Annotated in this window: 15 protein-coding genes; 8 read left to right on the forward strand and 7 right to left on the reverse strand. The window is 55.6% G+C overall.

Translation table 11 applies throughout. The annotated features are described in order from the left end of the window. Window positions 1-8: 8 nt before the first annotated feature. From GOV85_RS08940 to GOV85_RS08960, 5 genes are all read right to left on the reverse strand, one after another. Window positions 9-1112 (reverse strand): cytochrome-c peroxidase, encoded by a 1104-nt coding sequence (locus tag GOV85_RS08940; RefSeq protein ID WP_253282818.1) that lies wholly within the window; start codon window positions 1110-1112, stop codon window positions 9-11. Window positions 1113-1251: 139 nt separating this feature from the next. Then, complete coding sequence (locus GOV85_RS08945) at window positions 1252-3432, reverse strand: PAS domain S-box protein (RefSeq protein ID WP_171177116.1); 2181 nt, start codon at window positions 3430-3432, stop codon at window positions 1252-1254. Between the two features lie 172 nt (window positions 3433-3604). Next, window positions 3605-5035 carry an NAD-dependent succinate-semialdehyde dehydrogenase gene (locus GOV85_RS08950; RefSeq protein ID WP_171177118.1) on the reverse strand — a complete coding sequence of 477 codons (1431 nt, stop codon included), beginning with the start codon at window positions 5033-5035 and terminating at the stop codon, window positions 3605-3607. Between the two features lie 81 nt (window positions 5036-5116). Beyond that, the gene (locus GOV85_RS08955) at window positions 5117-6082 is read right to left on the reverse strand and encodes a LysR substrate-binding domain-containing protein (RefSeq protein WP_171177120.1); all 966 of its coding nucleotides are present in this window, start codon (window positions 6080-6082) and stop codon (window positions 5117-5119) included. Window positions 6083-6084: 2 nt separating this feature from the next. Continuing rightward, window positions 6085-6858, reverse strand: coding sequence for an aspartate dehydrogenase (locus GOV85_RS08960; RefSeq protein ID WP_171177122.1), 774 nt, complete (start codon window positions 6856-6858; stop codon window positions 6085-6087). 145 nt (window positions 6859-7003) lie between these two features. Between GOV85_RS08960 and GOV85_RS08965 the strand changes: the two genes are divergently transcribed. From GOV85_RS08965 to GOV85_RS08995, 7 genes are all read left to right on the forward strand, one after another. Next, a complete protein-coding gene (locus GOV85_RS08965) occupies window positions 7004-7957 on the forward strand; it encodes a dihydrodipicolinate synthase family protein (protein WP_171177124.1) in 954 nt (317 codons plus the stop codon). Between the two features lie 106 nt (window positions 7958-8063). Beyond that, window positions 8064-8606 (forward strand): 3-hydroxyanthranilate 3,4-dioxygenase, encoded by a 543-nt coding sequence (locus GOV85_RS08970; protein WP_171177126.1) that lies wholly within the window; start codon window positions 8064-8066, stop codon window positions 8604-8606. A 24-nt stretch (window positions 8607-8630) separates the two neighbouring features. Beyond that, a complete protein-coding gene (locus GOV85_RS08975; protein ID WP_171177128.1) occupies window positions 8631-9605 on the forward strand; it encodes a TRAP transporter substrate-binding protein in 975 nt (324 codons plus the stop codon). 63 nt (window positions 9606-9668) lie between these two features. After that, window positions 9669-10202 carry a TRAP transporter small permease gene (locus GOV85_RS08980; protein ID WP_171177131.1) on the forward strand — a complete coding sequence of 178 codons (534 nt, stop codon included), beginning with the start codon at window positions 9669-9671 and terminating at the stop codon, window positions 10200-10202. Beyond that, complete coding sequence (locus GOV85_RS08985; protein WP_171177133.1) at window positions 10199-11458, forward strand: TRAP transporter large permease; 1260 nt, start codon at window positions 10199-10201, stop codon at window positions 11456-11458. Before GOV85_RS08980 ends, GOV85_RS08985 begins: the two co-directional genes overlap by 4 nt. Before the next feature lie 109 nt (window positions 11459-11567). Then, window positions 11568-12122: a thioredoxin family protein gene (locus tag GOV85_RS08990; RefSeq protein WP_171177135.1), complete on the forward strand. Its 555-nt coding sequence runs from the start codon at window positions 11568-11570 to the stop codon at window positions 12120-12122. A gap of 173 nt (window positions 12123-12295) precedes the next feature. Then, a complete protein-coding gene (locus GOV85_RS08995) occupies window positions 12296-15601 on the forward strand; it encodes an adenylate/guanylate cyclase domain-containing protein (RefSeq protein WP_171177138.1) in 3306 nt (1101 codons plus the stop codon). A gap of 175 nt (window positions 15602-15776) precedes the next feature. Here GOV85_RS08995 and GOV85_RS09000 read toward each other — a convergent pair whose 3' ends face one another. Further along, entirely contained in the window at window positions 15777-16469 is a 693-nt protein-coding gene (locus GOV85_RS09000; RefSeq protein WP_171177140.1) for a Crp/Fnr family transcriptional regulator, read from the reverse strand. A gap of 184 nt (window positions 16470-16653) precedes the next feature. Between GOV85_RS09000 and hemA the strand changes: the two genes are divergently transcribed. Continuing rightward, window positions 16654-17877: a 5-aminolevulinate synthase gene (gene hemA, locus GOV85_RS09005; RefSeq protein ID WP_171177142.1), complete on the forward strand. Its 1224-nt coding sequence runs from the start codon at window positions 16654-16656 to the stop codon at window positions 17875-17877. 56 nt (window positions 17878-17933) lie between these two features. Here the strand turns inward: hemA and GOV85_RS09010 are convergent, their stop codons facing one another. Next, a complete protein-coding gene (locus GOV85_RS09010) occupies window positions 17934-18143 on the reverse strand; it encodes a nitric oxide reductase F protein (protein WP_245223281.1) in 210 nt (69 codons plus the stop codon). Window positions 18144-18207 lie beyond the last annotated feature (64 nt).

Here is an 18207-nt window from a genome sequence, read left to right on the forward strand (position 1 = left end):
TCCACTCCTCAGTTTGTTGCGTCTTGCCAGTTTTCGATCGGCGCATAGTCCGTATCGATCTCTTCGGCGACGAAGTCGGGGCCGGTCAGCGGATCGCCGGACAGTGCCTTGAGGAAGGCCACCAGCTGTGCTTGCTCGGTCTCGTTCAGGTTCAGCGGTTTGATGCGCGGATCCTTGTTTTCGTCGTCACCACCACCTGCGTTGTAGAAGGCCACCACATCTTCAAGCGTCGCGATCGAGCCGTTATGCATATACGGAGCTGTATAGGTCAGCTCGCGGAGCGTGGGTGTCATGAAGGTGCCGAACGTGTCGGCGGTGTGGGTACGGATATACGCACCAGGATCGGCGCGCAGGTTCATGTAGTTCTCGACGCCGAGGAACTTCATCATGGTCACGAAAGTGATGTGACGTTCCGGAGTTGCCCAGATATCGGGATTGTCGCCAACGCCGATATTGTGCGGCAGGTCATCGGTGAAGCGCTCGCCCGAGTGGCACGAATTACAGCCGCTCGCGTTGAACAACTCGTACCCCGCTTTGGCCTCATCCGACATCTCACCGGTGTCGAAGGGTGCCCCGCGCGAGATCAGCGTTCTTAAATATTCCGGAATCGCATTGCGGACACCGCCGTTCGAAGGCTCGCCAAAGCCGGCGGCTTCGAACATCTCGACATAGACGGGGTCCTGCTTGATGCGTTCTTGCATCAGACGCATGTCCATATTCATCGAGTATGTCTCGGTGATGCTTTCGCGGGTCACGTCGTTGAGGTTGGTGCCTATGCGCCCGTCATGGAACCACGCTGCCCGCTTGGCGCTGTTGATCAGCGTGGGAACATTGCGGAAATGCAAGCTGCCGGAATAGGCATCCGACAGGGCCTGCCCGTCGGTAAACCCGTTTTCCGGCTGGTGGCAGCTGGCGCAAGACAGCTCGGTGTCGCCGGACAGGCGCGGATCAAAAAACAAACGTTTGCCAAGGGCCGCCTTGGCGGGGTCGAACTCTATGGCTTCTACCGGTCCCGGCTCATCCGCCAGGGCCTGGTGAACCGGGAACGCGACGCTCATCGTCAGCAGCGAAGCTGTCGAAAGCGCCGAGAACCATGTTCTGGCTTTGGTCATCATCTAAAAGCCCCTTTATCGCTAATCCGATCTCTCCGGGTGATTGGGGATCGGTATGGCGAACACTAAGGGTCAGTTGTTTCGTGAGAATTTGACCTTTGTTAAGTTTTAAGAAGAGATGTTAAATAATGTTACAAACTCAGGTCATCTGAGACCGGATAATTCGGGCAAGTGACTGAATTTCCAGCGGCTTTTGAACCATGATTGGGGAAGCCCCGGCAACGGACACCTCGGCATCATCGAAATAGCTGCTGATCAGAATAGCAGGCAAGTCTGACCGGATTGCGCGCACGGATTCGATCAGGTCCGTCCCCCGCAGGCCGGGCATCATCAGGTCGCTGATCAGGATGTCATAGCTTTCCGGAGCTTCACGAAACGCCTCGCGCGCTTTCAACGGATCGGAATAAGCTTCGACACGATATCCGTATCGCGTCAGCAGCCGCCGCGTCACGTAAAGGATGTTCTCGTCATCGTCGACCAACAGGACATGTTCGTCCCCTGCCACTGCTTCGACCTCAGCCTGATCTTCGGGGCTGAGCGCGGGCATCAACGGATAGAACAAGCTGAAACATGTGCCCTTGCCCGGTTCTGAATGCAGTTCGACACGACCATGACATTCCTCGACGCTGTTGTGCACGATGGTCAGACCCAGACCTGTGCCTTTGCCGACGGGTTTTGTGGAAAAGAAAGGTTGGAACACTTGTTGCTGCAAATCCTCAGCAATGCCAGGGCCGGTATCGCTGACGTCTAAACGGATCACCCCAATAGCGCCGTCCGGCAAATCGTCCAACGCACCCTTGTCGACCAGGCCGATACGCAACGCAACCTCACCTGGCTGATCGCCCATAGCCTCAAACGCATTGTGACACAGGTTCAGAAGGGTCTGAAAGAACAGTGTGCCATCAAAATCGGAAAAGGCAGTTTCGACCTCGATATCAAAGCGCGTCTGAACGCTAGGCGGGGCAGATACCCGGATCAGATCCAGCGCTTCTTGCGTGGCTTTGACCATATCGCCGCGACGGGGGTTGCGCGGTCTTTGTCGGGCGAAGGTCAGCATCTTGCGAACCAATGCCTGAGCCCGGCGCGCAGCGATGCGAATATGGTTGACCGAGGTCTGGATGTCGTCAATCCCTTCCGCATCCAGTTCGATCAAATCGGCGTTTCCAGTGATACTCATCAACACGTTGTTGAAATCATGCGCGACCGAGCCTGCCAGAATACCCACAGCTTCCATCTTCTGCACTTGGGCAAATTGCTCATGCGTGCGCCGGGTTTCGGTAATGTCTTCGCCAATCCCGATATAGTGCGTGACTTTGCCGTTCTGATCGACCAGCGGGAAAATCGCAGTTGAAACCCAATAATGGCTGCCATCCTTGCTGAGATTCCGAAACACGCCATACCAGCTTTTACCACGTTGCAATTTCTGCCTTAGATCGGCGTAAACCCCCTGTCCCGAATGTCCCGATTGCAGCATTCTGGGCGTGTGCCCATAGACCTCATCCGCCTCATATCCGCTGAGGTCAAAGAACTTGCGATTGGCATATTCTATCTTCAGCTCGGTGTCTGTGATGATGATCGAAGCCGGACTTTGTTCGACAGCCCGCGCAAGCTTGCGCTCGGCCAGTTCCACTTGCTCGCGCAGTTCCAACTCAGCCTTCAAACGACGATTGGTCCGCAGGATGTTTGAGATCAGCAACGTGGTCAGGATGGCAATAACCCCAACCACCGCTATTAAACCGACCAGCAGAACCGAGAAGCGGCGCACCAGCTGTTCCCCTTCAGAGAACGCCTGAACCATGTCCGACAAGCTTTGATCGCGCTCGGTGATCCACAGTGCCTCCAGCGTAGAAAGCGCCGCAAGCGCGTCACTGTCGTCGACCCGCACCAAAGCATCTATTTCTTCGGCACGCAGGCCGGCTGCTATGCCCGCCTCAATCTTGGGAATATTCCCGATATATTCCAGCGCCACCCGTTCGATGCGTTGCAATGCATCCAATTCAGTCTGCGACGGCGCGGCGTTGCGGTAGGTTTCGATGGTTGTCAGAAGGTTCTGCGACTGGGATTTTAAGGTCGGCGAGTATTCTGCGTCGTGCCGCAGGACGTAGTTTTTGAAGTTGTGAATCAACCCGCCATAGCCGAAATATCCCCGGATTTCCGATATCCAATAGCCGCGAGGGGTGGTCTCGACTGAATAGCCCTGCCAGACCTTTCGCATTTCACCGATCCGGTCTGTCGTTTCGCGCGACATGTACAGGAACACCGACAGGATGAAGACCAACGCGACCCCCATGGCGATGGCCACTCCAAGCGGTGCGGCCATAGATCTTTCGGATGTTTCACCTGTGGCCGTCGCGGGAAGGCTGTGCCTGAAGACCATGATACCTCCGACCTGATCCTTGCAGTGTGCGTTTACCCTTGGTACCCGCTTCAAGCGAGTATTGCGAAGAGCCTATAGCGCGGCAAATCGCGCAGAAGTCGGGTTGCGGATTCTCTCAGACGATGCCAGCCGAATGCCAGACGTGTTTGACCGTCATGTAATTCTCAAGCCCCTCTGTTCCGCCTTCACGGCCAGAACCACTGGATTTCACACCGCCGAAAGGCGTTTCCGGCATCGACGCTTCAAGCGTGTTGATCGACAGGTTTCCTACTTCAACCTCATCGATCAATCGGTCGATGTAATCCGCCCTGTTGGTAAAGGCATATCCGGCCAGACCGTAAGGGACAGAATTTGCCTGATCGATTGCCTCATCCAATGAGGCCACGGGGTTTATGACCGCCACGGGACCAAAAGGCTCTTCCTGCATGATCCGCGCGGTATCGGGAACGTTCAACAAGACTGTAGGTTGAAAGAAATAGCCCTGATTGCCTATCGGCGCGCCTCCCGTGGCGACAGTTGCCCCTTTGGCCCGTGCATCCTCGACCAATTCGGTCAGGGCAGGCACGCGGCGTTCATTGGCCAGCGGGCCCATCTCGACCCCTGACTCCAAGCCGTTGCCGACAACTGTGGCCGCTGCCCGTTTCACAAAGTCATTGGCGTAGAGATCAAAGATGCTTTGGTGCACGAAAAAGCGGGTCGGCGACGTGCATACTTGCCCGGCGTTGCGCATTTTTCGCACCGCACCAGATGTCGCCGCCGCCTGAACATCCGTGTCTTCACAGACAATGACCGGCGCGTGGCCGCCCAACTCCATCAGCACACGCGTATCATGCTGGGCCGCAAGGGTGGTCAAATGCCGCCCAACACCTGTTGAACCGGTAAAAGCCACCAGACGCACGGGGTCTTGTGGTATCAGATATCCGGACACTTCTGCTGGCTCCCCAAATACCAGGTTCAGAACGCCCGGAGGCAATCCCGCATCTTCAAACGCTTTGGCAATATGCAACGCCCCAGCAGGGGTTTCTTCCGCAGCCTTAAGGATCACCGAACAGCCCGAAGCCAACGCACCAGCGATTTTCCTTGCCGGTTGGCTCATGGGGAAGTTCCACGGGGAAAATGCTGCGACAACTCCGATTGGCAGGCGATGCACCGCGAATTTGTGACCCGGAGCCGCCGGAATGATCCGCCCATAAGTCCGCATGGCCTCGCCAGCGTCCCATTCAAAAAACTCGGCCCCGCGGATCACTTCCAGCCGGGCTTGCTTCAGGGGTTTGCCGTGCTCCAACGTCATTGAGTGCGCAATCGTGTCGATACGGTCCCGCATCAGGGCTGCGGCGCGCAGGATTGTATCCGCGCGCTCACGCGGAGACGTGCGGCTCCAAACGCGGAAACCTTTGACAGCCGCCTCCAACGCATCATCCAGATCCTTCACCGATGCGCAGGGCAACCGCCCAAGCTCTTCTTCGGTTGCCGGGTTGATCACCGGGATATCGCGGTCGGTTTTTCGCCACGTGCCATCAATGAACAGTTTAAGCTCTGGATACATGAAGCTAACACCTCTTTTAGCGTTGTTTTCAGATCGCTCGATGCTTCGCATTACTTCAAGTGAATTGAACAAATACGGGTATCACTTTGGCGAATAGCTGGCTTGTTTACCCTGCGCTGCCTTGTGCAGTGCCGTTTTAAACGCCCGCCCGGCAGGTGACAGATCATCGTCAGCACGAAAAGAAACACCGATCGGCCCCTGACCGAAGGGCACGTTCCAATCAACTTTGGCAAGGTGACCATGTTCGATATCCTGCGCAACAACCTCGGCTGGCATAAGACCAATCAGGTCGCGCGACTGCAGCAAGGCGCGGTTCGTCAGATAAGACACCGACTCGATCATGACCGGTGGCACATATTGCTGCTGCCCAACAAAGAAATGATCGACCTGACGCCGCAACGTAGTCTCTTGCGGGGGCAGTATCCAGCCAAAGGGTTTGGTTTGAGCAAACGTCACGTCTTTGCGACGGACAAGCGGATGTTGAGGGCCAACAACCGCTAAGATTCGATCCTCGAACAGTTTTTCCTGCCGAATCTTGTCGCGATGCCGGTGTGACGGCAGACGGCCAACAACCATATCGATCTCACCCGACAGAAGTCGAGGCATCAGAACTTCGTTCGTGCCCTCGTTGATCTTGACCGCAACATTCGGACGGTCTTCCAGCAACAGTTCAATGCCTGCAGGCAAGAGACTGGTTGATGCAGCAAGCAATGTACCCACAACGACACGACCCGAGTTACCCTCGTTCAGATCATCCAATTCCTGCGCGGCATTCGAAACCTGCGCAAAGATCAGTTTGCCGTGACGGATCAGGGTCTCTCCGAAAACGGTTGGCACCACCCCACGATTGGTGCGAGTGAACAGTTTGACCTCAAAATCCAGTTCAAGATCTTGGATCATTTTGGTGGCCGCAGGTTGAGAAATGCCCAACTCTCGGGCCGCGTTTTGAATGTTGCCATGCGCACCCACGGCAACCAGCAGACGCAGTTGACGCAGTTTCAGGCGTGTCAAAGCACGATCAACGATGCGAGAGTGACGCCCAACCATGGTTAAAGCACAATCGGATTATTAAGCTGGTTCAGTTTGGACAGCACACTCATCGCTGCAAGCGCCGAGCTTCTTGGATTGTCAGGCAGTGCTGTGCCACTGATCCGAAACTGAAAGGTGCCAAAATCGCCTTCAGCCTCGATCTCGTGAATGTTCTTTTGGATCGTTGGGTCTGCGATCAGACGAACTTGTGTGTCATCAAATCCCAATCCTGCCAATGCCACGGCTGCCGCGACATTTGCATTCTTTGGGTAAGACAGCGCCGCCTCGCGGGCAGAACCCTGGAAATGGGTTTTTGCGTCACTCAACTTGTCGAGATCCAGGCTGTGTTCGGCAAGCGATCCTTTCCACCCCGCTGGCGGCTTACGCCCAACATAGGTAACAGATGTGAGCGAACCGACCGCCGCTGCGCTCAGGCAATCCAAAGCGCCGATGGCACCACTGGCCAGATGCAAGTGTCCCCCACCCTGCCGTGCCGCGCTTTCCAACCGATCTGCGGTCTTCCGGTCCGCCAGTGCACCGACAGAAACACTGATGATGTCGATACCTTTAGCAAGTATGAGCGGCCCCAAACCGGCCAAGGCCTCATGCCCGGCGCAATCCAAAACCATGTCGGTGCCGTCTGGCAAGTCATCAACCGAGCCAACAAATAAAGGCGTTTTTGACTCAACACGATGTGGTCTGACGAGAAACGCCACCACTTCGTGCTCATGCTTTGGTAAGGCGCGCTGAACATATTGCGCAATTGCGCCGGTTCCAATGATTGCTATTTTCATACCTGAATCCTAGACCAGCACAGAAGAAATCTGAATTGGTAAGTTTGCGGTATAATTTTTTCAGATAACCATTTCCCCGAAATCGGGCTGGATCGACTGTCGCAGTGTGCTTTTCATGGGGCCAAAGCCACTGGGACTGCATTCTATGAAATACACCAAACACGACGCAAAAGCTTATGCCCGCGAGAACATGACAGGGATCTGGGCTGCAGCATTGAACCCGTTCAATGAAGATCTGTCCTTGGATGAACCCGGGCTGCGCGCGAATATCCGGCATTGGATAGACGATCTGGACATTCAGGGCCTGTTCGTCGCCGGCAAACAGGGCGAGTTCTTTTCGATGAGCATCGAAGAACGCAAGCGCAACTTCGAAATTGCCGTCGAAGAATGCGCGGGCAAGGCCGGGGTGATTGTCTCGGTCTCGGATCAGAACATGAATACGGCGTTGGAATTGGCCCACCATGCCCAGAACTGCGGCGCGGATTACATCGTGCTGCACGCGCCGGTTCTGAGCTTTGTGCAGGATCGCGGTGAGGTTCTTTACCAATATTACAAGCGGTTCTGTGACGAACTGGACATCGGCATCGCCATGTGGAGCCATCCGGACAACGGTTATCTGATGCAACCCGAAGAATGCGCACGCATAGCGGACTTGCCGAATATCGTGGCCATCAAATACTCAGTCCCTCGTGAGATGTATGTGAAGCTGACACATATGGTCGGAGACAAGATCCATGTCTCAACCTCAGCCGAACATGAATGGCTGGACAATATCCTGGAACTCGACTGGAAGCTCTATCTCTGTTCCTCCCCGCCTTATCAGCTGCAAAGCAAGGTCGATCAGCGGATGAACGAATACACACATTTGGCTTTTGCCGGAAAGGCGGATGAAGCGCGACGTGTGTTTGACAGCCTCAACCCTGTCCGGGATGCCATGAAACGCACGCGCCCGGCGGGTAAACCCACGGCCTTTGGAAAATACTGGCAGGAATTATTGGGTCAGGTCGGTGGCCGTGTGCGCCCACCAATGCTGGAACTGACCGAGGCCGAGAAGACGATCATTCATAAGGCATTCGACGAATGCGGCCTTCGCGTCTGAAAAGGCTGCGCACTGAGCTGTATAAAGAAATCTGATAGCTAGATCCTGAAAATTTCTTTGCCGTTGTGGAAAAACACATCAAACTTTCGACGATAGGGAGTGGGACATGTCGAAACTGCAAGCATTTAACTTCAAGGCCTGGATCGACGAACACCGCCATCTGCTCAAGCCGCCTGTGGGCAATCGTCAGGTTTGGGAAGATGCCGATCTTATGGTCACGGTTGTTGGCGGCCCGAACAAGCGAACGGATTATCACGACGACCCGGTCGAAGAGTTCTTTTATCAGCTGGAAGGCGACATGGTGCTGAAAATCTTTGATGGAGAGGAGTTCTATGACGTTCCGATCCGCGAAGGTGAAGTGTTCCTGCTGCCACCGCATGTGCGCCATTCTCCGCAACGCCCACAAGAAGGCTCTATCGGGCTTGTTATCGAACCAAAACGCCAGACGGGTGAGCTGGACGCCATCGAATGGTACTGCTTCGAATGCGGATCACTGGTGCATCGCGCAGAAATGCAGCTAAAGTCCATCGTTGATGACCTGCCTCCGGTTTATCAGAAGTTCTATGCCTCGGAAAAAGATCGCACTTGCCCAAATTGTCAGGCGGTGCATCCGGGCAAGGAACCACCCGAGGGCTGGGTTACATTGTGAAATAAGATCAAAACAGGGGAAGTCATGAAACATATTGTAAAAATTGCCGCCTCTGCGGCTGTGCTGGCAATGTCATCCGTTGCCGCTCAGGCCGAAGAGTTCCGGTTGGGCCTGATCACGCCGCCACCGCATATCTGGACCAAAGCCGCAGAGGCCTTTGGGGCTGAGTTGAATGAGGCCAGTGGCGGCACGCATTCAGTGTCGGTTTTCCCGGCGCGCCAGCTGGGGAACGAAGCTGAAATGCTGCAGCAATTGCAAACCGGCGCGTTGGACATGGCCTTCATGACAGTCGCGGAAGTGTCGAACCGCGCGCCCGAGTTGGGGGCTTTCTACGCTCCTTATTTGGCAGATGACATTGGGCACGCAGGGCGCATTCTTCGGTCTGACACAGCCAAATCCATGCTTGAGCCGCTACCGGGTCAAGTTGGCGTCGTGGGCTTGGGATATGGTATGGCCGGGCTGCGTCAGATCGTCAGCCGAGGCGAAGTTTCATCCGCCGACGATCTGTCTGGCCTGAAGCTGCGGATCACGCCGTTTACACCTATCCTCGACTTCTACAACGCGGTAGGGGCAGCGCCTACGCCGATGCCATTGCCTGCGGTCTATGATGCTTTGGCCAACGGCCAGGTCGATGCCATCGATATGGATGCCGAGTTGATTTGGGTTCTGAAGTATTATGAGCACGCTGACACCATCGTGCAGTCGGATCATATGATGTTCCCGATGGTTGGTCTGGTATCGGCCAAGGTCTGGGCGGGTTTGTCGGAAGAAGACCGGGCGATGATTTCTGAGCTGATGGCCAAACACGTCGACAGCACCATCGACGCCTATGTCGAAAACGATTCTAAATGGCTGGAGCAGATCGAAGGCACGGGCAAAGCCTACAAAAAGGTCGATGCCTCGTTCTTTGGCGATGCGATTGAAGAGTGGAACGGGATCTGGTCCGAGAAGACCTCTTCCCTTGACGCTTTGCGGCAGACTGCGGCAGAAACAAAATAACGAAAACGGCATGACGGAAAGGGCGCAGGTCGATCCTGCGCCCTTTTTCTCGGGAGAACAGCGATGTTGTATCGGCTGTCGGCTGGCTTGGCGCGGGTCGAATTGTGGTGCGCTGCCTTTCTGGCGGTCTGCATAACCGTTTTGATTTTGCTGAATGTCGTCACCCGCACGGCGGGTAACGCCCTGTTCTGGGTCGATGAACTGGCGATTTACGCGATGGTCTGGATGACCTTTCTGGGCGCGTCCGCCGCGTTGCATCATCGCAGTTCGGTGTCGATTTCCATTCTCTCCGACAATGTGCCGGATCACGCAAAACGGGTAATCCGCAAGACGGTCGATGTCGTTGTGTTCGCCTTCTCCGTCACGATGCTGTGGTTCTGTTGGCTCTGGTTTCTGCCGCTGGACATCGCGCTCAGCGGCTTTGACACCTTGGCTTTTCAAGGACAGACGTTCAATTTCATCTATGCCGAGCCGACACTGACCCTGGGCCTGCCAAAATACCTGTTCTGGCTTGTCATGTGGCTGTTTGCGCTTGGTGCAACTTTGCATTCCACCATGCACTTGCTGAGCGCCCCTACGAAGGGAACGCTAACATGAGTCCCATCGTCTTTCTGGCGACCCTGCTTCTGTCTGTCCCAGTGGCAATCGTGCTGGCCATCACCGCCATCTGGTACATCTGGGAAAGCGGCAACACTGTTCTTTATGACAGCTTCGCGCAGAAAATGTTCGGGGGTCTTGAGAACTATGGCCTTTTAGCCATTCCGCTTTTCATGCTGACCGGCGAGCTTATGAATGAGGGCGGAATGACCCGACGCCTTGTCGCGCTAGCGCGGGTGTTTGTCGGCGGGTTTCGTGGCGGGTTGGCTTATATCAACCTGCTGGCCAATATGTTCATGGCGGCGATCATCGGCTCTGCCACAGCACAGATCGCGGTGATGTCGCGCGCTATGGTCCCAGCGATGGATGAAGAAGGCTATGACAAAGGCTTTGCCGCCGCGACCACAGCCGCTGGTGGCTTATTGGCCCCGGTCATTCCGCCATCGATGATGTTCGTGATCTTTGGTGTGCTGGCCCAGATCCCCATAGGTGATATGTTCATTGCGGGTATTTTGCCGGGCTTAATTCTGGCTGGTGCTTTCGCGCTGGTCATCACTTTGATTGGTTGGCAGCAACAGTTTCCCAAAGGCCGCTGGATGACGCGGGCCGAGGCTTTCCGGTCCCTTATCAGCGCCGCTCCGGCCTTGCTGATCCCGCTGTCGATCATCGGCGGCATCCTGTTCGGGATCGCCACCCCGACCGAGTCCGCCGCGATTGCGTCCCTGATCGCCTTTCTAGTGGGCTGGTTGGTGTATGGCGATCTGAAACCGAAAAACCTAGCCGAGATGTTCAAACGCACCGCTGCCAATGCCTCGATGATCCTGTTCATGATTGCGGCCGCCAGTGTGTTTGGTTGGGTCATTATCTACGAAGAGATACCGCAGCATCTGGCCGGTTTGATCACATCCGTCACCTCGAACCCCTTTGTATTTCTGCTGATTGTAAATCTGGCTCTGTTGCTGGTTGGAATGGTGATCGACGGCATAGCAGCGATTATCCTGATCACACCTATCCTTCTGCCCATTGCAACCGGGTCCTATGACATCAGCCCCTATCAATTCGGCATAGTTGCCTGTTTGAACCTTGTGCTTGGCCTGCTGACACCGCCTGTCGGGATCGGATTGTACATCGCCTCATCTATGAGCGGTACCACACCGGGCTCAATCCTCAAATCGCTCTGGCCCTTCCTGATCGCGGTGACATTGGTTCTGCTTTTGCTCAGCTATTTCCCCAGCCTGTCGACACTGCTGATCTGAGGGGGAACCAAACGCTCATCTTCGCGACAGGAAAAACTTGCGCTAAACTTTACAAAAGTTGTCCGCTAGATTGAACCTAACGCCGTTCTTAGCACTCGCAGGGAAGAACATGCTGCTAGACACCCCAATCTGCAATTTTGGCTGGAAGGCCCCGGACTTCACGCTGAAGGATCCCAACGGCCAACTTTTCACGATGTCCGATCATCTGCGAAACGGACTGTTGATCGCCTTTATTTGCAATCATTGCCCATATGTTAAAACGCTGGCAGATCGGCTGACGCAGGACATGGACCTGTTAATGTCAAAGGGGATTGGAGTCTTGGCGGTGATGTCGAACGACTATCGCGACTATCCTGAAGATGCACCGGATAGAATGTTGGAATTCGCGCGCGAAAACGGGTTTAACTTCCCGTATCTGGTCGACGAAGAACAAACCGTTGGCCGAGCATATGGCGCAGTCTGTGCACCCGATTTCTTTGGACTGAACGCAAATGGCTTGCTGCAATACCGTGGACGTCTGGACAATCTGCGCCGCGGCGAAACCGGAGCGCGCGTGCCGGAACTTGTCGATGCGATGCTTCGAATCGCCGAAACCGGCCAAGGCCCTCAGGATCAGACACCATCGATGGGTTGTTCGATCAAATGGACCCACGGAAGCGTTTAGGAGCAACGCGATGAACGTGCAGTACCTTGTTGCCACAACACACTCTTGACCCGCGCGGCCCTGTCGTTCTTGATAAGATCAATCGTCCCGCGCGGCCCAGACGCCGATCTTAGGGATCATACGAAAACGCGAAGAGCTTGGCATCGTCGCGTCTGAGTCATTCGCGGGGTCACATGGCAGATATCTCAGACTGGCTGAGCAAGCACGGCTTATCCAAATATGCCGACGCCTTTTCCCGGCATGAGATCGAGTTGAGCGATCTCTCGGAACTCAACGATGACGACCTGATCACAATTGGATTGCCGTTGGGTCCAAGACGGCGCTTTTTGAAGGCCATCCGCGAAGGCACGCAGGGACGTTCAGTTCCCGAACGCAATATTGTCGCCGAACGCAGGCAGCTGACGGTGATGTTCATAGATCTTGTGGGCTCGACGCCGTTGTCGCAACAGCTCGACCCCGAAGATCTGGCCGAAGTTTTAAGGCTGTTCAAGGAAACCTGCGCCGCAGCCGTCGCCGCATATGACGGACATATCGCCAGCTATTATGGCGACGGCATCATGGTGTTCTTTGGGTTTCCTCACGCGCATGAGGATGATCCCGAACGCGCGATACACGCGGGCTTGCGGATCATTCGCGAAATCCCCAACTTGCAGACCCACGCACAGCTTCAGGTGCGTATCGGTATCGCCACCGGCCTGGTCGTCGTTGGCGATCTGCGTGGTGAAAAGATGTTCGAGGATGGCACAGCGATGGGCGAAACCCCAAACCTCGCCGCGCGATTGCAATCCATGGCCGACCCAGGCGCCCTAATCATTGCGCCAACGACACACGAGCTTGCGGGCGATACGTTTGAATACGAACGTCGCGGTACATTTCAGTTGAAAGGTTTCGCCAAAGAGGTTGAAGCCTGGCAGGTCACCGGTACGCGCCAAACTCTCAGCCGGTTCATGGCCTCGGATGACACAGCGATGAGCTCGCTTGTCGGTCGAACGCTTGAATACAAAACCCTGCACAGCAAATGGGATTTGGCCCGGCAAGGGCATGGTCAAGTGGCGCTAGTGTCAGGCGAAGCAGGGATCGGAAAATCCCGCCTGATCGAAGAGCTGAGCCGATCGATTCCCGAAACCAAGTTCCAGCACATCCGGTTTCAATGCTCACCTTATCACGATGCCAGCGCACTGTACCCCGTCATTCGCCAGCTTGAGGCCGCGGCAGAATTGCGAGTGGACGACAGCGCGACGGAGAAACTGGACAAGTTAAAGCGCTTGTTTGGCGCACCGTCTGACCTCACGCTGAAACTGGCTGCATTACTTCTGTCGGTTCCATTCGAGGATCAGTTGGGTCCGCTGGATCTGACGCCTGATCAGTTGATGAAACAGACGCTGGACATGCTGGTGGATCATCTGCTTGAAACAGCCGGGAAGACTCCGCTGCTTGTGCTGTTCGAAGATGCGCATTGGATCGACCCAACAACAAAATTGATGCTCGACCTTGTTGTTGAACGCCTCGCTGATGCACCTGTGCTGATGGTGATGAGTTATCGCACGGGCTTTGATCCGGGTTGGACCTTCACCTCAAATCTAACTCATGTCGACTTGAAGCAGTTGGGTTTTGAACAAATCAAAGAAATCGTGGACGGCGTCGCCAATGGCAGACCTGTTCCAAAAGCGGCTTATGATGTAATCGCGGCCCGTTCCAACGGCGTTCCACTTTATGTCGAAGAAGTCACCAAGGACCTTATTGAGACCAACTTTCTGATTGATGGCACCGACACCTTAGCGGCTGGCGGTGCGTCGGCCTCATCTTCCGTTCCCAAGACACTGCATGATGCCTTGATGGCCCGGCTAGATCGACTGAGTTCGGCCAAAGAAGTGGCCCAGATAGGGGCGGTGATCGGACCAAATTTCTCGTTTCCTCTGATCGCCCAGGTTGCGCGGTTGGACGAAAGGGCGTTGCGGGCAGGTCTGGATTTGCTGGTGGAGGCAGACATCGTGAACAGCTCGGGCACGGTTCCAGAGCAGACCTTTACCTACCGTCACGCCCTCATTCGCGACACGGCGTATAACAGCCTTCTGAAACGCGAACGGCGAGGGCTGCACGCCCGCGTGGTCGAAGCATTGAAACAGACCAAACATCAAGACGCAGCAGTCGGCCCCGAGATACTTGCCCATCACTACACGATGGCAGACATGCCGAAGGAGGCGATCGATCATTGGTATCTGGCTGGGCAACGCTCTGTCGAACGGTCGGCTGCGGTCGAAGCGGTGACACAATTGGGCCGGGCCGTCGCCTTGCTTGAAAAGATGGACGACTCTGTCGACCGGGATCGAAACGAGACCCGCATTCAGGTTCTGCGAGCAGGCGTTCTCCGTTCGACTGCAGGCATTGCGGCCGATAAAACGGGCGCCGCTTACGCGCGAATACGCGACCTGTGCAACCGGCTGGGCGAAACCGAACAGCTTTTCCCGGTTCTCAATGGCCTTTACGCTTATCATTTGGTGCGGGGTGAATACAATCTGGCCAAGGACACTGCAGCGCAATTGCTGGATCTGGCAAAACTTGACGAGGAATCGCATCACACCATGATCGCGCATCGGGCCATGGGCGCCGTGTTGCTGCATATCGGGCATCTGGAATCTGCTTGTGATCACCTAAAACAGGCGCTGAGTTTGTATGATCCGGAACAGCACAGCCGACTGGCCTATGTCTATGGCACTGATCATGCCGCCATTACGTCCTGTTTTCTGAGCATAGCGGTCTGGCTTCGCGGCGAGCCAGACCGTGCCCTTGACATTCAGCTTCAGGCTGTGTCGGCGGCACAGGATTTGAAACATGCACACAGCATGGCGCAGACATTGACCTATCTTTGCATGCTTCATTTGCTGAGGCGCGACCCCCAACAGGTCTATCCTGTTGTGGCACAGCTGGAAGCGTTGGCTGTCAAACATGCGTTCCCGTTTATGACTTTAACAGCCAATGTCTGGCGCAGTTGGGCAGACGCACAGACAAATCCCAACCCAGACACCCTCAGCGTGATACGCGACGCAGCCGAGGCTTGGTGGGCCAGTGGGGCCGGAAACTACAAACCCTTGTTTCTGACCGCGATGGCCGAGGTTGCTTTGAACGCGCAAGATTCAAGGTCCGCGCTGGACCTGCTGAACGAAGCACGTGCGCAGCAAGATTTAACCAATGAAGGGTGGGCGCAGGCTGAAACAGATCGAATCGAAGCGCTGTTACAGTCCTCGGACAAGCCAGCCGACCACCTGTTTTCGCACGCCCTGCAATCTGCGCGCGATCAGCAAGCCAGAATGTTCGAGCTTCGCGTGGCCGTAGATTATCTGCGGACCTGTCAGCGCTGCGGGCGTGCGCCCAAGGTTCCCCCTGACATCGAAGGCATACTAGACGCGATTACCGGCAGCACGCAAAACAGAGATGTCGCAGACGCCTTGGTTCTGCTCGAAAATACGCGACCTTCATAAGATCTGGCACCTGCTTTTTGCGTGAAGATGCTTGCGAAGGAGTGGCCCCGACCGAGAATAATCAGTCACTACTGTCACCAAAAGACAGACCTGCCGCCACACGGTTGGATCACTGATCCATGCGTCCTGCATTGTTGTGAACAGAGCCGATCAATCAATCCTATCCGGGTTGGCGCTATCTTTCGCTCGGATCGTTTTCAGCATAATCACGCAGAACGTCGATGTCCGCGATATCGGCGTGGTTCCTGTTGATCTTTACGCCAACTGTTTTCAAACGCGAAAACGCGCGGCTCAGACTTTCGGGTTTCATACCCAGACGCCCGGCAATCAACATCTTGTCATAGGGCAATTCAACTTCGCAGGTGCCACTTTCGACTTCACACAAATTCAGCAGGAACTCAGCTACGCGCTGCGCGCCTGTCTGCGCCTTGAGTTGCTCAAGCTGAGCGACCAGTGAATGCAGATGCGTAAAGGTAGCCGCCAGAATTGAGACACCTATTTCCGCGTCCTCTCGCATCAACGACAGCAACACGGGGCTTGGGATGTGCATAACTTCACAGGGGGACACGGCCTCGGCGGATACAGGGTATGGCACATCACGCAGGGCCACGGCCTCACCAAAGCTGTCGCCTCTGGTGAACACGCTCACCACCGCTTCGGCACCTGTCGGAGTAACCCGGAACAGTTTGACCCAACCGGCCAGAACAACATGGACTGCCTTTGCTTCTTCTTCCTGAAGAAAAATTGTCTCACCCCGGTCGTATTGTCGCCAAACGGCCTGACGCAGCAAAGTGTCGACATGCTGCTCAGGCAGGCTGCGCAAAAGCAGTGACTGGCGCGCAATTGCCTTTTGAGCCTCATGTGGCATGCAGGCGTCCCCCTGTTTGTCCGTTCCGGGCAGCGCCCGAATGATCAACCTTGACCAATGCTATGCCAAAGCCCGTTGCGGCGTACCACCCCTATTCTTGTCCCCAAACTTGACAATTGTCATGTCACGACCAGATCAGCTGACTTAAGCTCTGCTCAAAGCCAGTTATCCCGGGAGATGTCAGATGGACTTCGAGCGATTTTTCAGCCAGAGCCTCGATACTTTGAAGAACGAAGGCAATTACCGGGTTTTTATCGATTTGCAACGGCGTTGCGGGGCTTTTCCGAACGCCCGGCAGACCGACGGGCCAGTCCAGCGGGATGTGCGGATCTGGTGTTCAAACGACTATCTGGGCATGGGCCAGCATCCGTCGGTAATCACGGCTATGCACGATGCGCTGGACCGCTGCGGTGCTGGCGCGGGCGGAACGCGCAATATCTCGGGGACCACGCATGACCACGTGCTTCTGGAAGCTGAATTGGCTGAACTGCATGGCAAAGAAGCTGCGCTTCTGTTTACCTCGGGTTATGTTTCCAATTGGGCTGCGTTGGGAACGCTGGCTGCGAAAATTCCGGATCTGATTGTTTTCTCCGACGCGTTGAACCATGCCTCGATGATCGAAGGCATTCGCCACTCACGGGCGCAGAAGGTGATCTGGAACCACAATGACCTTGAGGATCTGGAGGCTAAATTGGCCGCCGCCGACCCCAACGCGCCCAAGGTGATCGCATTCGAGTCTGTCTATTCTATGGATGGCGACATTGCCCCGATCAAAGAGATTTGCGATCTGGCCGACAAATACGGCGCAATGACCTATCTCGACGAAGTCCACGCCGTCGGTCTTTATGGCCCTCGCGGAGGCGGCATTGCCGAGCGCGAAGGGCTGATGGATCGGCTGACCGTTATTGAAGGCACATTGGGCAAGGCCTTTGGTGTGGTGGGCGGCTATATCGCGGCCTCTGCCGCGCTGTGCGATTTCGTCCGCAGCTTTGCCAGCGGGTTCATCTTCACCACCGCATTGCCGCCGTCGATCGCGGCTGGGGCTGCGGCCTCGATCCAGCATCTGAAACAATCGAGCGCGGAACGAGACTTGCAAAAACAGCGGGTGGCGCAGGTTCGGGCCCGTCTGGATGCCGAAGGCATTCCTCATTTGCCCAACCCCAGCCACATCATCCCGGTGATGGTGGGCGATCCGGTGAAATGCAAGTTCATCTCGGACACGCTGCTGGAAGAATTCGGCATCTACATTCAGCCCATCAACTATCCCACGGTTCCCAAAGGCACCGAACGCCTTCGGATTACGCCGTCTCCGGTTCATACGGACGAGGATATCGACCATCTGGTCGGTGCGCTTTCAGCCCTGTGGCAGCGCTGTCAGATCGCGCGCATGCCAATGGCCGCACAATAGTTCAAAGCACCCCTTTGCTTGAAAAACTGCCGCCCTTCGGGGCGGCACATTTTTGTTCAGAGCAGATAGAGGACGAAGACGATCAACGCAAAGCCCGTCAGAACCCCGGAAAACCCACGCAGCAAGGCCGGGCTGGTCGCGAGATCCAGATACTGCGCCAGAATGATGCGGCACTTGAGCAGCGCAAGACCCAGAATACCAGCGCCGACGATTTTAGGTCCAAGCGGAAACAGCGTCAGCAGCGCCGATGTTAGGCTGAGCGCCAACAGGGTGAACCACGCGCGTGTGAGCGCGTTTGGGAGCCTCCGGCGGGAGTATTTGTGAAAAGAT

This window comes from Ruegeria sp. HKCCA4633 (genome assembly GCF_013034605.1).
GTDB lineage: Bacteria > Pseudomonadota > Alphaproteobacteria > Rhodobacterales > Rhodobacteraceae > Ruegeria.

Coding starts and splice junctions, on each gene's coding strand:
- GOV85_RS08975 (WP_171177128.1), top strand. CDS start 8,631: ATGAAACATATTGTAAAAATTGCCGCCTCTGCGGCTGTGCTGGCAATG.
- GOV85_RS08995 (WP_171177138.1), top strand. CDS start 12,296: ATGGCAGATATCTCAGACTGGCTGAGCAAGCACGGCTTATCCAAATAT.
- GOV85_RS08990 (WP_171177135.1), top strand. CDS start 11,568: ATGCTGCTAGACACCCCAATCTGCAATTTTGGCTGGAAGGCCCCGGAC.
- GOV85_RS08945 (WP_171177116.1), bottom strand. CDS start 3,432: ATGGCCGCACCGCTTGGAGTGGCCATCGCCATGGGGGTCGCGTTGGTC.
- GOV85_RS08960 (WP_171177122.1), bottom strand. CDS start 6,858: ATGAAAATAGCAATCATTGGAACCGGCGCAATTGCGCAATATGTTCAG.
- GOV85_RS08955 (WP_171177120.1), bottom strand. CDS start 6,082: ATGGTTGGGCGTCACTCTCGCATCGTTGATCGTGCTTTGACACGCCTG.
- GOV85_RS08950 (WP_171177118.1), bottom strand. CDS start 5,035: ATGTATCCAGAGCTTAAACTGTTCATTGATGGCACGTGGCGAAAAACC.
- GOV85_RS08985 (WP_171177133.1), top strand. CDS start 10,199: ATGAGTCCCATCGTCTTTCTGGCGACCCTGCTTCTGTCTGTCCCAGTG.
- GOV85_RS08965 (WP_171177124.1), top strand. CDS start 7,004: ATGAAATACACCAAACACGACGCAAAAGCTTATGCCCGCGAGAACATG.
- GOV85_RS08970 (WP_171177126.1), top strand. CDS start 8,064: ATGTCGAAACTGCAAGCATTTAACTTCAAGGCCTGGATCGACGAACAC.
- GOV85_RS08980 (WP_171177131.1), top strand. CDS start 9,669: ATGTTGTATCGGCTGTCGGCTGGCTTGGCGCGGGTCGAATTGTGGTGC.
- GOV85_RS08940 (WP_253282818.1), bottom strand. CDS start 1,112: ATGACCAAAGCCAGAACATGGTTCTCGGCGCTTTCGACAGCTTCGCTG.
- hemA (WP_171177142.1), top strand. CDS start 16,654: ATGGACTTCGAGCGATTTTTCAGCCAGAGCCTCGATACTTTGAAGAAC.
- GOV85_RS09000 (WP_171177140.1), bottom strand. CDS start 16,469: ATGCCACATGAGGCTCAAAAGGCAATTGCGCGCCAGTCACTGCTTTTG.